This is a genomic window from Bilophila sp. 4_1_30 (assembly GCF_000224655.1).
In the GTDB taxonomy this organism is placed as follows: Bacteria; Desulfobacterota; Desulfovibrionia; order Desulfovibrionales; family Desulfovibrionaceae; genus Bilophila; species Bilophila wadsworthia.
The window spans coordinates 1,379,081-1,391,895 of the sequence record NZ_JH114231.1; the positions used below are offsets into that span (position 1 = coordinate 1,379,081).

Sequence of the window (12,815 nt, forward strand, 5' to 3'; positions counted from 1 at the left end):
CTTCAGAAAGCCCCTTCCTACCCCTCCCCAACCCCCACCCCTCCTTCCCCAAAGACTTTCATCCTTATCGAATCCCTCATGAGGGATATACAGGAGAAGACGAGGCAGGCTTCGGTAAATGGGTCACGCTGAGTAAAACCTGTTGGAAGGCTGAAGGTAATGAGTGGGTAAAACAGGGAAAGTGGGCAATGGTATCTTCGCTGCTAGGGAAAGGGGCGGCCGGGGAAGGCAAGGGAATCGCTTCCAATCGTTTTGCCCTTGGGATACGTTCCCCTCCACACCGGATGCACAAAGGCGTTTTTTCTTTGGAAGAGATGCCTTGTTAGAGGAAGCCCGCGTTTTCGGGAACTCTGGGAACAGAGATGCGAATAATCATCTTTTTAAAAATAAAAAAGATAGCTGTGATACGGTTGGGTTAGCTGGGGGAGGGAAGGCTTTTTCAAAAAATGCCCCTTCCCCAACGCCACCGGAGCATTTCAAAAGCTATTCACCCTACCCCACTGAAAACATTCATATGGAGATGTGCCATGTCCACGTTTACGCCGCCAGCCCTGCACGGCATCATCGGTTATCCTCTCGGGCACAGCATGAGCCCGCTCATGCACAATACGGCCTTCAAGGCATTGAACCTGCCCGGCGTCTATCTTTCATGGCCCATTGAACCGGGACGGCTTCCCGCCTTTGTGGACGCTGCCCGGCTGCTGAATATCCGGGGCTGCTCCATCACGATTCCCCATAAGATCGACATCATCCCCTTATTGGACAAAACAAGCGAAAACGTAAAGGAGATGGGTGCCTGCAACACCATCTATCGTGACGGCGAAAAAATCTGCGGAGAAAATACCGACGTGATCGGATTCACGGCTCCGCTGCGAAGGCGCTCATTGTCTCCGGAAACCCGCGTGCTCGTGCTCGGTGCGGGAGGCGTTTCGCGGGCGGCCATTGCGGGACTGCGGAGGCTCGGCCTCGCCAATATTACGCTCACCAACCGCCGGAAAGAGCGCGCGGAAGCCCTCTGTAACGAATTCGGTTTGCTGTGCGTTCCGTGGGAAGAGCGCGGAGACGTCCCCGCTGACCTCATCATCAACACGACATCACTCGGCATGACCGGGGCCCAAGAGCATGAAACGCCCTACCCTTCGGCATTTCAAGGTAGCGGCATTGCCTACGATCTGATCTACACGCCGTTCCAGACCCGTTTCTTGCTCGACGCCGCGGCTGCGGGCTGGGAAACCGTCTCAGGCCTCGACATGTTCATCGGGCAGGGGGACGCGCAGTTTCACCTGTGGACGGGACACCATCTTCCAAGAGAAGCCATAACAGCGGTGACTTCCACGCTTTACGGACAATAAAAAAACCACCACACACTTCCATTTCCCCATAAATCGGCTCATTTCAAAAAATACGGCGAAAAGATTAAACTTTCCGCCGTATTGCTTTCCAAAACACTGTTGTCCGGCAGGAACTCCTGCTGGTCAGCCTCCCCACCAGCCGAAAGTCTTTGGGATGGGAAAGGGGAGGTTTGGAGGGGAAGGACCTTCTTCAGAACGCCCTTCCCCCAATCTTTCATTCATCCAACGCCCGCATCACCTGTTCCGGAGTAATGGACTGCATACACGCATGGTTGCGATCACAGTGCTTCTTTCCGTGCAGCGTACAGGGGCGACAATCCAGCTGCGACTCAAGAACCCGATCCTTCGGCCCCGCCGGGAAAAACCCCCATTCTTCCGTCGTGGGCCCAAACAGCGCCAAAACGGGCGTGCCGACCGCCCCCGCAAGATGCATCGGGCCGGAATCTCCCGTGATCAATAGGGAAGAGGACTTCAACAACGCGCATGTCTCACGTAGGGATGTGCGATTGGTAAAATTGCGGGATGCGGGAATCCCTTCCATGCCGCTGCCACGGCCAATGACGATCCACGGTATGCCGTGCGACTCGAAAAGCTCCATGAGCTGACGCCAGTATGCCTCTTTCCATGCCTTATCAGGGTGCGTGGCATACGGATGCAAGGCTATGGGAGGAGTGCCCGCCTTATCCGGAAGCTGTTCCAGCAGGCGTTGTCCCTGCCTGATCTCCTCATCGGAAAGCCAAATGTGAGGCAAAAGCGCGGCACGGGGAGGAGGCGTAGCCTCCACGGCAAGGGCATAACGCTGCGGGACGTTCCATAGCCTGAGTTCATTCCGGAACAGCCGCCCTTTGCTCCGCAGGAATAAACGACGCTCAAGGCCAAGTTTGCGATAGCGTTTTACAGGCCCTTTCCACAATAGGGAAAGCAAACGGGTACGCAGGGTGCCATGCAGATCGAGCAATCCCTGCCCTGCGTGGGCTTCCGCCAGATCGCGGAAAACGCCAAGCTGACGCGGAAATCTCAAATCCTCCTTGGCGAGCCCAACAATGGAAAGCACAGCCGAGTGCCTTTCCAAAACAGGGGCAAATGCCTCACGGGTGATGACCGTGAACGTCCAACCGCGTGTGCGGTGCCAGTATTCGAGAACTCCGGTGGTCAAGGCAACATCGCCGAGGGCGCTCAGGCGGATCACAACCCATTCCGTAGGGGCTGAGGCGTCATGGAAAGATAAAGTTGTCATGCCCGGAAACTATCAGCGGCCATTCCAAAAGAAAAGGATTTCTCTGTGGCCCCATGTGAAGAAGATCCCCTTGCAGAAGCGGGGACAAGGGATTTTGGTTCAGCCCCTCTTGCTCTTTGTGCCATGATCCGCTAAAGTCTTTCGCTGGACGGAGAGGTAGCGAAGCGGCCGTAACGCGCTCGACTCGAAATCGAGTTACCGGTGATGAGCTGGTACGTGGGTTCGAATCCCACCCTCTCCGCCACCTGGAAACGCCAAGACATCCCATGAAATCCTGAAAGCCCTTGATCTGAATGGTTGAGGGCTTTTTTTGTGTTCAACGTTGTCTGAAAAATCCTTTTCCACGACTCTATTCGAGGTGCATTTTACCGTATCTTGATTTTCTACGTCCATCATACTTCAGCTTGTGTACTCCTAAGACGTATCTCCAGAGACTTTTTCATGATGGTTTTGTGCAACAGCCTTCTGCTTAACCTACATCTATTCAATAGAAAGGAACAGAGATTGTCTCACAGCTCATTCTTTTTACGGTTGTATGCCGTAAAGGAACTATTCTATGGATAAGGCCATTGTGAAAAAGAGAAAAAAGCATTGACATAAAAGATACCGTATTCTATCCTCTAGAAGAAGTGTAAGGGGAGTAGCTGGGTCCTTGAGACCCCGGTAGCGTCAACAGCATGGCTTTACGGCCTGGCGTTACCATCAAGTGTTCGCTTGATAAGTGAGACCTTCACGGCAGTCATGCCGTGAAGGTCTTTTTTCTTTATCAGGCATCGCCTCACATTCTGCCCACTTTCAGCGGCTGTTCAGGAACGTACACCGTCCCTGTTTTTCCATACTCAACCGTTAGGACAGAAGAATGTTTGCACGCTTTTTGCCTCAGACCGTCCCTTTTTTCGAGCTTCTGGTACAGCAGAATGCCCTCCTGCAAGAGATGTCGGAGGCGCTCGCCGTCGTCATGGACAACACGGAAGCGTCGGAGCGCCATCTGAAGCGGATCAACCTGTTGGAAGAAGAGGCGGATCGGCTCTATCGGAGCATCACTCAGCATCTCTCCCAGACGTTTATCACACCCATCGATCGTGAGGATATCCATGCGATCAACATGGCCCAGGAACGGGTGGCGGATAAGATACAGCATCTTGCCAACCGTTTTTTCATTTCCGGGTTCATGTACCAGCGTTTTCCCGCTCAGATGATCACGGAAAGGATCCGGGGGATGCTGCGGGACACGAAGTCCATGCTGGATGAAATTTCCATGAAGAAAGAGGTGTCCGCGCACATCCATACGCTCAAATCCAGGAAGTCCGACTGTGAAATGCTCCAGTCGACCGGGCTTGCCGAGTTGATGGACAGCGAGATCGAAACATTTGAACGCGTCAGGGAACTCATCCTCTGGGGGCAGGTCTACGACCGCATGGAGCGCACGGTCGATGCGGTATCGGATCTCGCCGACACGCTTGAGGAGGTTGCGCTGAAGTATGTTTGACGTTTCCTTCCTCCTTATTCTGATCATCATCGTGGCGTTGATCTTCGATTTCACCAACGGCGCTCACGACTGCGCCAACGCCATCGCTACCGTGGTTTCGACCAAGGTGCTGAGCCCTCGGACTGCCGTCATCATGGCAGCCACCCTCAACCTGATCGGGGCGTTTTTAGGGACAAAGGTCGCCAACACGCTCGGATCGGGCATTGTCCACCCCGATATTGTCGCAAACTGCCAGCCGCTGGTGCTTGCGGCCCTGATCGGGGCGATAGGCTGGAACCTGTTCACATGGCATTTCGGGATCCCCTCCTCTTCCTCACATGCGCTGATAGGAGGGCTCATGGGGGCCGCCGTGGCCTATGCCGGCTTTTCATCCCTCAACGGGGGCTCCATCCTGACCAAAATACTGCTGCCGCTGGTCCTCTCCCCTCTGGCGGGATTCGGTATGGGGCTGCTGGTCATGTTCCTCATCATGTTCCTGTGCGCAAAGTGCGTACGGAACAAGCTCAATACGGCGTTCACGCGGCTTCAGGTGCTCTCGGCGGCGTTCATGGCGACCAGCCACGGTATGAACGATGCGCAGAAAACGATGGGGGTGATCACCCTTGCCCTCTTCATTTTCAACGAAATCGAAACGATAGCCGTCCCCCTCTGGGTCAAGTGCCTCTGTGCCACCTTTATGGCGCTCGGTACTGCCATGGGCGGCTGGAAAATCGTCAAAACCATGGGGCATAAGATCTTCAAACTGGAACCCGTTCACGGCTTCGCCAGCGAAACGTCGGCCGCGCTGGTCATCTCCGGCGCGTCGATCCTTGGAGCGCCGATCAGCACGACGCACACGATCACGGCCTGCATCTTCGGCGTAGGCTCGACCAAGCGCCTCACCGCCGTCCGCTGGGGGGTCGCGGGGCACCTCATCATTGCATGGGTCCTTACCATTCCCGCTTCCGGGCTTCTGGCGGCCTGTTCCTTTTTCCTTTTGAGCGCTGTGGGGTTCGACTAGTATGCAGTATTATTTCAATGAAAAAGATACGATCTGATAAAATAATACTAAACCGTATTGACATGTTTTATTTTCAAGTTTAAAAATTCACTATATCATCCGAATAATCCCCAGAGAGCTGTTGTATGCCTATTCCTTCAGTCACACAAAGATTCATATGTACACTTTTTGTGTTCACAATGATCTGTGGAGTATGGCAATATGCAGGAATGGAGAATACCTTTTACTTCGAAGACAGAGAAAACATCGTATCCGAAGAAATCTGCGAATATGCCGTAACGCAGCGCATTGCTGAACACAAGCGTTCAAATTACAATACAAATACAAGCGGCATAGAACCTCTTCTTCCGTTGCTTTCCCTCTTGCTTGGTTTTCTTCTCTACGACCCCGTCGTCAGGAAAATCCATCTTTGCCGCCTGCAAAATGATTTTCTTCCCAAACTGTGCGACTTTCACGGGATGCTCCCACTCCCCTTCGCTCCTCCGCGTTCCCTCTCGTAAGTCTCCAGATCGGATAGGACTGAAAGAGGCTCTTTCATGCTCCCGGACACGCTTGACGCGAGAACGGCATCCGTTCCCGTGAATGAGGACCGTTTCCTCCGTCTTTTTCAGCGTGCACCCGGTCGAGGGGGCTGGACTCATGCTTTAGGAGCATTTCGCATTACTTAAGAACATATTTCGGAGTGAGGAATATGGAAACCGTAAGAAAGCCGTTGAATGAAGATCGCGTAGCCTTGTTGCTTGGAAGCGTCATCTTTATCCTTGCCCTGCTCAAGTTCAGCGGGATAGACATGCTCGGCTGGGCCGTCAAAATCGGCATGTGGGTGGGCGATCCGCTTGACGCGTGGCGTCCCGCCACCAAAGGTCTTCTCCCCGGCTATGGCGCACTGTTCGCTACCTATGCCATCCTGACGGGCGCGCTGGCTTGTTGTGTGAAGCTCATGGGGAACGACGTGGTGAAGTTCGTCAAGTCCTTCACCATCATCTTCTTTATCGCCATGATTTGTTATACGCTGGGCGCCAACGCCTACATCGCGGCCAACCCAACCCAGCTCAAGGCGCAGGGGATTCCGTGGGCGCTGGGACTGAGCACCGAGGCGGGGCTCATCCTCGCCCTCGTCATGGGCATCGTGATCAGTAACTTTATGCCGAATCTTGCGGAATCTTTGAAGGACGCCTGCCGTCCCGAGCTGTTCGTCAAGATCGCCATCGTCATCATGGGCGCGGAACTCGGCGTGAAGGCCGCCGACGCCGCCGGTTTCGCCGGGCACATCATCTTCCGGGGACTGTGCGCCATTGTTGAAGCCTATCTCCTCTACTGGTGCGTGGTCTATTACGTCGCCCGCCGGTACTTCAAGTTCAACCGCGAATGGGCGGCCCCGCTGGCGTCCGGCATCTCCATCTGCGGCGTTTCCGCCGCCATCGCCACGGGCGCGGCCATCCGCTCCCGGCCCGTCGTTCCGATCATGGTTTCCTCGCTCGTCGTGGTATTCACCTGCATCGAAATGCTGATCCTCCCCTTCATCGCGCAGCACTTCCTGACCGGAGAACCCATGGTCGCGGGCGGCTGGATGGGCCTCGCCGTCAAGTCCGACGGCGGAGCCATCGCTTCCGGCGCCATCGCCGAATCGCTGATCCTCGCCAAGGCCGCCGAAGCCGGGATCAACTGGGAACCCGGCTGGATCATCATGGTCACCACCACCGTCAAGATCTTCATCGACGTATTCATCGGCGTGTGGGCCCTGGTCCTCGCATGGGTATGGTGCACCAAGTTTGACAAGTCCGGCGACCGGACCATGCACTGGGGCGACGTGTGGGCCCGTTTCCCCCGCTTCGTGCTCGGCTATATCATCACGTTCGCCATTCTCCTCATCATCTGCCTCCAGTCCCCCGAGCTGCAGAAGACCGGCGCGAGCGTTTCCGGTACGCTGAACGCGTTCCGCGTCATCTTCTTCCTGCTCACCTTCTTCACCATCGGCATGGTGTCGAACTTCCGCAAGCTCATGGAGGAAGGCATCGGCAGACTGGCCATCGTCTATGTGGTGTGCCTGTTCGGCTTCATCATCTGGCTTGGGCTGTTCATCTCGTGGCTGTTCTTCCACGGCATGACCCCTCCTCTGGCCTCCTGATTTCACACACTGCCTAGCTAAGGAGAACGATCATGATAGAAAAGAAGAACGACGTGAAGTTTCATGAAGAAATACAGAAGATGGAATACGAGCCCATGGACGAAACGGAGCTCAAGCTCATCAAGGGCGGCATCACTTTGGGCATCGTCCTGCTTGTGGTTCTGTTCGTTGTGAGTAAATATCTTCTTCCCGGCCTTCATTAATCCTTAACACGGCGGGGGGAGAGCCAGCCTCTCCCCCCGTGGACACACCGCCATGTCTCAATACAAGCTTGTTTACTACTCAGGGATGAACATGAACCTTGTCCAGGGCGCTTCCGAAATCGTGGAAGCGGATTCTTTCAACGACGCGCTGTCCCTCAAATGTTCATGGCCCGTTTTTGAGGCGAGGGATCACCTCTCGGCCGCCGCCCAAAATCCCGGCACCTGCGTCTACTACACGGAAATGTGGGAAGCCGTCCTGCTGGACCCGAAACAGGCCTCCACCAGCCACGACTGTTACGGCGACTTTTCCGGGATGCGGTACTAGGGTTCCGCCCGGTCCAAACGGCGCCCAATCCATAAAACAAGCGTAGCGAGCCGTTTCCCGCGCCCCGCGCGCGTCCTAAAGGACGCCAAAAGCCCCCGGGCCATTCTAGGCCAGGGGGCTTTTGGCGTTTGTCCCGCAGGCGGCAAGGCGGCCCTCCCGATCACCCGTTTTGGAGGACTGTCTTTACTGATCGCGGATGTTTTCCGACTGTATGCCCAGGGGCACCGCCGTCACGCGCTTTTATGTGTCGACAGTCATCAACGGGTATAAAAATAAAACAACGGGAAGGAAAAAGAATCGTGTGAAGATATAAAAGGATATTTCATCAGGCCATATCCATCTATTTATCCAAATAAAGACCCCGTGATATGTATGCAACACCATTTTCTGGCGAAGAAAAGCAGTCTGAAGAATAGCATACCATGTTCTTTATGGAACATGTGGCATTTTCAAGACCGCGTCTCTTCTTTGCAACATTTACAGCTCCCCTACGCGATATACAAGTGCATTCCAATGAACACTGGAATATAATTATACAATTAAATCAATATATTTCTTATGATCTATAGTTTTTGACAGTATTCCTGAAAAACCTTCTTTATTTTTCCAGAAATATTTTGCACGGAAATATCTTTCATACATCAAACATACTGAAATAAAAATACTATCCCTGAAAATGCATACAAATCCCGCGTTTCGCACACTAGCGGGCATCAGGTCCGTTCTTGCTCAAAATACTGATAAATTTTCAGTATTACAATGTATTCTGTATATTACGGCAATCCCCCCTGCCTCTTTTCTCCTCCCTCTAGCCTTCAATTATTTTCTGTGCTAGTGTCGACAATAGGTTTTTTTTCACAATCCAACCAAGAGAGAGGAGAACTTTCATGAGCTACAAGAAGATGCTTCCCCTTGTACTGGCGGCACTGCTTCTGTGGACCGTCCCCGCATCCGCCGCGCCGGAAACGACGCTGAAAGTTGCGGTGGGTGACCCCGAAGATTCCGAAATGGGTGTCGTCGGCCATGCCTTCAAGAAGTATGTGGAAGAAAAAACGGGCGGCAAAGTGGAAGTGCAGTGCTTCTACGGCGGCTCGCTGGGCGACGAAAGCGAAGCCTTCCGCAACGTTCAGAAAGGCACCCTGCCTCTGGCCATGGGCGGCATCGCCAACCTCGTGCCCTTTGAAAAGAAGCTCGGCCTGCTGACCCTGCCCTACCTGTTCGCCAACATCGACGAAGTCGTGGCCGGCACCAACGGCGCTCCCGCCGAACTGCTGAACAAGTACGCCACCAAGGCCGGGTTCCGCATCCTCACGTGGACCTACACGGACTTCCGTTACATCTCCAACTCCAAGCGCCCCATCACCAAAATGGCCGACATGCAGGGCCTGAAGTTCCGCGTGCCCCAGAGCGCCGTGCTGATCGCCGCCTATAAGGCCTTCGGCGGCAGCCCGACCCCCATCTCCTGGGCCGAAACCTTCACCGCCCTCCAGCAGGGCGTCGTGGACGGCCAGTGCTACGGCTACATCGGCTTCAAGGCCATGAAGTTCAACGAAGCCAACCAGAAATACCTCACCGAAGTCCACTACACCTACCAGCTGCAGCCTCTGGTCATCAGCGAACGCGTGTTTAAGAAGATGACCCCCGAAATGCAGAAGGTCATCGTTGACGCGGGCAAGTACGCTCAGGATGCCGTTCTGAAGTTCCAGCTCGAAAACGCCGAAGCCGCCAAGAAGGAACTCATTGCCGGCGGGCTTCAGGTTTCCCAGCTTGAAGACGAAGACCAGTGGAAGAAGGCCGCCATCGAAAAGGTGTGGCCTGAAATGGCTGACTTCGTGGGCGGCAAGGACGCCATCAACGAATACCTGAAGGCTTGCGGCAAGGACGCCTGGAAGTAATTCGTCATGAAGACATAGGGTCGGGTCTGCGGGGGCGGACCCTGCCCTCTTGAGTACGGAAGGAATCCGTGTAGCGCCGCTGGCGTCGGTCTGTTTTTGCGGAACGGCGTCAAAGGCAGGGGAACACGGATTCCTCCTGTACGGAATGTCTTCTTGCCGCGGGTTCCGCCTTTTTCCGGCCCGGCGCCCGTTCGGGGAATGCCGTCCCGCGCTTTTTAAGGATTTGGGAGGAGGAATAGCAAACGTGAAAAAAATAGTCCTGGCCCTTCTGGACCACTTCGAAAGCTATCTGTGCCAGTTCCTGCTGGTTTTCTTTGTCGTCGTCATTCTGCTCCAGATCGTCCTGCGGCAGATCAATATGTCGCTGCCGTGGACGGAAGAAATCGCCCGTTTCGCCTTTATCTGGTTCATCCTGTTCGGCGCATGTTATGCGACGCGCCTGTGCGCCCTGAACCGCGTGACGCTCCAGTTCTCCAGAGCGCCCAAATGGGTGGGCAACCTGTTCCTGTTCATCGGCGACATCATCTGGCTCTGCTTTTCGCTCATCATGGCGTGGGAAGGCTATATCGCCGTCCTCGACCTCGTGGAGTTCCCGTACGCAACCCCGGCCTTGGACTGGGATTTGGGCATGGTTTACCTTGTCTTCCCCTTGAGCTTCCTGCTGATGGCCATCCGCATCGTTCAGGTGAACGTCATCAAGTACATCCTGAAAGAAGAGATTCTTGACCCGGATCAGGAATCCATCAAAGAAAGCCAAAAGACGCTCATGGCAGAAGGAGACAAGGAATGATGGAAGCCCTTTCCCCCGCGAACATCGGCCTTCTGCTGTTCGGCATCTTCTTCGTGCTGCTGCTTATCGGCAGCCCGATCATGGTCGCCCTCGGCGTTGCGACCATGGCCTGCTTCATCGTACTCGACATTGACCTCAGCCTGATGATCGAACGAGCCTTCGCCTCACTGACGGCCTTCCCGCTCATGGCGTTGCCGGCGTTCGTCCTAGCGGGCTCGCTCATGGAAGCGGCAGGCGTGTCCAGGCGTCTCGTGCATGTCGCCGAAAACATCGTCGGCCCCACACCCGGCGGCCTGGCGATCTCCACGACCCTGTCCTGCGTCTTCTTCGGCGCCATTTCCGGCTCCGGCCCCGCGACCACGGCCGCCGTGGGTATGCTCATGATCCCGGCCATGGCCAAGCGCGGCTATAACGTAGGCTATGCGGCCGCCGCCACCGCTACGGCGGGCGGCATCGGCATCATCATCCCGCCGAGCATCCCCATGGTCATCTACGGCGTATCCGGCCAGCAGAGCATTTCCAAAATGTTCATGGCCGGCATCATCCCGGGCATCCTCATCGCCGTCGGCCTCAGCGTCATGCACTTCTTCCTGTGCCGGAACCTCAAAACGGAAGGGCTGGACTGGTCCTTGAAGACCTTCATCCACTCCCTGCGCGACGGCTTCTGGTCCATCCTCGCCCCGGTGATCATCCTTGGCGGCATCTACGCCGGTATCTTCACGCCGACGGAAGCCGCCGTCGTGGCCATTTTCTACACCATCCTCGTGGGTATCTTCATCCATAAGGAACTGACGCTGAAAAGTTTCATGGCGTCCCTCAAGACCACGTCCTGGCTGACGGGCCGCGTGCTCGTGCTCGTCTTCACGGCAACGGCTTTCGGCTACCTGCTCACCTCGTACCGGATCCCGGTGGAAATCGCCAACTGGATCCTGTCCTTCACCAACAACGTGAACCTGGTGTGGTTCTTCGTGGTTATCCTCTTGCTGTTCCTCGGCATGTTTATGGAAACCCTTGCCATCATCATGCTGGTGACGCCGGTTCTGCTGCCCATCATGACAGCATACGGGGTTGATCCGATCCATTTCGGCATCATCCTCATCTGCTGCTGCGGCATCGGATTCTCCACGCCGCCCTTGGGCGAAAACATGTTCATCGCCTCCGGCATCGCCAATATTTCCCTTGAAGAAATATCCCTCAAGGCGCTGCCCCTCGTGGCGATCAACATCGCCGTCATCGCCATTCTGGTGATGTTCCCGGATATCGTGCTCTTCCTGCCCAACCTCATGGGTACCGGGCTGCAATAACTGCCGGGCGGCGGGGCCATCCCGCCGCCTTCGCTTCACACAAGCCAATCAGAAAGAAGAGAATGCTATGAGCTGCAAAACCATCGTTTCCTTGCTGATGGCGGGGTTCTTCCTGTGCGCCGCCTCCGCTTCCGCCGCGCCGCACACGACGCTGACGATCGCCATGGGCGATCCCGAAAGCTCCGAAATGGGCGTCGTGGGCAATGCGTTCAAAAAATATGTGGAAGACAAGACCAACGGCGCCATCCAGGTAGTCTGCATTTACGGCGGCTCGCCGGGCGACGACGAAGGGGAACGCTTCCGCAAGGTCCAGAAGGGCACGCTCGACATGGCCCTTGGCGGCATCGCCAACATCGTGCCCCTTGAAAAGAAGCTGGGCCTTCTGACCCTGCCCTACCTGTTCGCCAACCTGAACGAGGTCGTGGCCGGGACCAACGGCGCCCCTGCGGAACTGCTGAACAAGTACGCCACCGAAGCCGGGTTCCGTATCCTGACGTGGACGTATACGGGGTTCCGCTTCATCTCCAACGACAAGCACCCCATCACCAAACTGAGCGATATGAAGGGGTTGAAATTCCGCGTGCCCCAGAGCGCGGTCATGATCGCCACCTACAAGGCGTTCGGGGCTATCCCGTCCCTCATCCCGTGGTCCATGACCTTCAACGCCCTCCAGTCCGGCGACGTCGACGGCCAGTGTTACGGCTACATCGGCTTCCGGGCCATGAAGTTCAATGAAGCCAACCAGCGCTACCTGACCGAGGTGCACTACACCTATCACCTCCAGCCGCTGGTGATCAGCGAGCGCGTTTTTGAAAAACTGACGCCCGAAGTCCGTCAGATCCTGATCGATGCGGGCAAGTACGCGCAGGAAAAATCCCTGCTGTTCCAGGTCGAGCAGGCCGAAGCCTCCAAGCGGGAACTCGTGGCCGGAGGGCTCAAGGTTTCCCAGCTCGAAGACGAAGATCAGTGGAAAAAAGTCGCCATTGAAAAGGTGTGGCCTGAAATGGCGGACTTCGTGGGCGGCAAGGATGCCATCAACGAATATCTGAAGGCTTGCGGCAAGCAGCCCTGGAACTAAACGACACCCCCCAC

At 55.6% G+C, this 12,815-nt stretch carries 13 protein-coding genes and 1 tRNA gene; 12 read left to right on the forward strand and 2 right to left on the reverse strand.

Translation table 11 applies throughout. The features are described 5' to 3' along the window. Together HMPREF0178_RS22455 and aroE are read left to right on the forward strand one after the other, a co-directional pair. A partial coding sequence (locus tag HMPREF0178_RS22455; protein WP_232281208.1) for a hypothetical protein occupies nucleotides 1-326 on the forward strand: 326 nt, incomplete at its 5' end. Between the two features lie 201 nt (nucleotides 327-527). After that, entirely contained in the window at nucleotides 528-1,352 is an 825-nt protein-coding gene (gene aroE, locus HMPREF0178_RS06150; RefSeq protein ID WP_009379907.1) for a shikimate dehydrogenase, read from the forward strand. A 214-nt stretch (nucleotides 1,353-1,566) separates the two neighbouring features. Here aroE and HMPREF0178_RS06160 read toward each other — a convergent pair whose 3' ends face one another. Further along, nucleotides 1,567-2,541, reverse strand: a complete 975-nt coding sequence (locus HMPREF0178_RS06160; protein WP_009379908.1) for a glycosyltransferase family 9 protein — start codon at nucleotides 2,539-2,541, stop codon at nucleotides 1,567-1,569. A gap of 198 nt (nucleotides 2,542-2,739) precedes the next feature. On the opposite strand from HMPREF0178_RS06160, the gene HMPREF0178_RS06165 reads away from it, so the two are divergent. The 3 genes from HMPREF0178_RS06165 to HMPREF0178_RS06175 all read left to right on the forward strand — a co-directional run bounded on the left by HMPREF0178_RS06165 (nucleotide 2,740) and on the right by HMPREF0178_RS06175 (nucleotide 5,078). Next, nucleotides 2,740-2,833 (forward strand) — tRNA-Ser (locus tag HMPREF0178_RS06165). Between the two features lie 615 nt (nucleotides 2,834-3,448). After that, nucleotides 3,449-4,078: a DUF47 domain-containing protein gene (locus tag HMPREF0178_RS06170; protein WP_009379909.1), complete on the forward strand. Its 630-nt coding sequence runs from the start codon at nucleotides 3,449-3,451 to the stop codon at nucleotides 4,076-4,078. Next, nucleotides 4,071-5,078: an inorganic phosphate transporter gene (locus tag HMPREF0178_RS06175; RefSeq protein ID WP_009379911.1), complete on the forward strand. Its 1,008-nt coding sequence runs from the start codon at nucleotides 4,071-4,073 to the stop codon at nucleotides 5,076-5,078. The genes HMPREF0178_RS06170 and HMPREF0178_RS06175 overlap by 8 nt, the downstream gene beginning before the upstream one ends. Before the next feature lie 305 nt (nucleotides 5,079-5,383). On the opposite strand, the gene HMPREF0178_RS21950 is transcribed toward HMPREF0178_RS06175, so the two are convergent. Then, complete coding sequence (locus HMPREF0178_RS21950; RefSeq protein ID WP_198134976.1) at nucleotides 5,384-5,533, reverse strand: hypothetical protein; 150 nt, start codon at nucleotides 5,531-5,533, stop codon at nucleotides 5,384-5,386. 236 nt (nucleotides 5,534-5,769) lie between these two features. On the opposite strand from HMPREF0178_RS21950, the gene HMPREF0178_RS06185 reads away from it, so the two are divergent. From HMPREF0178_RS06185 to HMPREF0178_RS06215, 7 genes are all read left to right on the forward strand, one after another. Further along, on the forward strand, nucleotides 5,770-7,206 hold the full coding sequence (locus tag HMPREF0178_RS06185; protein ID WP_009379915.1) for a putative sulfate exporter family transporter: 1,437 nt from the start codon (nucleotides 5,770-5,772) through the stop codon (nucleotides 7,204-7,206). 32 nt (nucleotides 7,207-7,238) lie between these two features. After that, a complete protein-coding gene (locus tag HMPREF0178_RS06190; RefSeq protein ID WP_009379917.1) occupies nucleotides 7,239-7,409 on the forward strand; it encodes a hypothetical protein in 171 nt (56 codons plus the stop codon). 91 nt (nucleotides 7,410-7,500) lie between these two features. After that, entirely contained in the window at nucleotides 7,501-7,734 is a 234-nt protein-coding gene (locus HMPREF0178_RS06195) for a GMP synthase (RefSeq protein ID WP_232281209.1), read from the forward strand. 887 nt (nucleotides 7,735-8,621) lie between these two features. Further along, nucleotides 8,622-9,629, forward strand: coding sequence for a TRAP transporter substrate-binding protein (locus tag HMPREF0178_RS06200; protein ID WP_009379921.1), 1,008 nt, complete (start codon nucleotides 8,622-8,624; stop codon nucleotides 9,627-9,629). 244 nt (nucleotides 9,630-9,873) lie between these two features. Next, a complete protein-coding gene (locus HMPREF0178_RS06205) occupies nucleotides 9,874-10,419 on the forward strand; it encodes a TRAP transporter small permease (RefSeq protein WP_005028655.1) in 546 nt (181 codons plus the stop codon). Next, the gene (locus tag HMPREF0178_RS06210; protein WP_009379924.1) at nucleotides 10,416-11,723 is read left to right on the forward strand and encodes a TRAP transporter large permease; all 1,308 of its coding nucleotides are present in this window, start codon (nucleotides 10,416-10,418) and stop codon (nucleotides 11,721-11,723) included. Before HMPREF0178_RS06205 ends, HMPREF0178_RS06210 begins: the two co-directional genes overlap by 4 nt. A 67-nt stretch (nucleotides 11,724-11,790) precedes the next feature. Continuing rightward, on the forward strand, nucleotides 11,791-12,801 hold the full coding sequence (locus tag HMPREF0178_RS06215; protein ID WP_009379926.1) for a TRAP transporter substrate-binding protein: 1,011 nt from the start codon (nucleotides 11,791-11,793) through the stop codon (nucleotides 12,799-12,801). The last annotated feature ends 14 nt before the right edge of the window (nucleotides 12,802-12,815 follow it).

Bases quoted from the DNA above. Each gene is read 5' to 3' on its own strand.
- aroE (WP_009379907.1), top strand. From the start codon at position 528: ATGTCCACGTTTACGCCGCCAGCCCTGCACGGCATCATCGGTTATCCT.
- HMPREF0178_RS06170 (WP_009379909.1), top strand. From the start codon at position 3,449: ATGTTTGCACGCTTTTTGCCTCAGACCGTCCCTTTTTTCGAGCTTCTG.
- HMPREF0178_RS06175 (WP_009379911.1), top strand. From the start codon at position 4,071: ATGTTTGACGTTTCCTTCCTCCTTATTCTGATCATCATCGTGGCGTTG.
- HMPREF0178_RS06185 (WP_009379915.1), top strand. From the start codon at position 5,770: ATGGAAACCGTAAGAAAGCCGTTGAATGAAGATCGCGTAGCCTTGTTG.
- HMPREF0178_RS06190 (WP_009379917.1), top strand. From the start codon at position 7,239: ATGATAGAAAAGAAGAACGACGTGAAGTTTCATGAAGAAATACAGAAG.
- HMPREF0178_RS06195 (WP_232281209.1), top strand. From the start codon at position 7,501: ATGAACCTTGTCCAGGGCGCTTCCGAAATCGTGGAAGCGGATTCTTTC.
- HMPREF0178_RS06200 (WP_009379921.1), top strand. From the start codon at position 8,622: ATGAGCTACAAGAAGATGCTTCCCCTTGTACTGGCGGCACTGCTTCTG.
- HMPREF0178_RS06210 (WP_009379924.1), top strand. From the start codon at position 10,416: ATGATGGAAGCCCTTTCCCCCGCGAACATCGGCCTTCTGCTGTTCGGC.
- HMPREF0178_RS06215 (WP_009379926.1), top strand. From the start codon at position 11,791: ATGAGCTGCAAAACCATCGTTTCCTTGCTGATGGCGGGGTTCTTCCTG.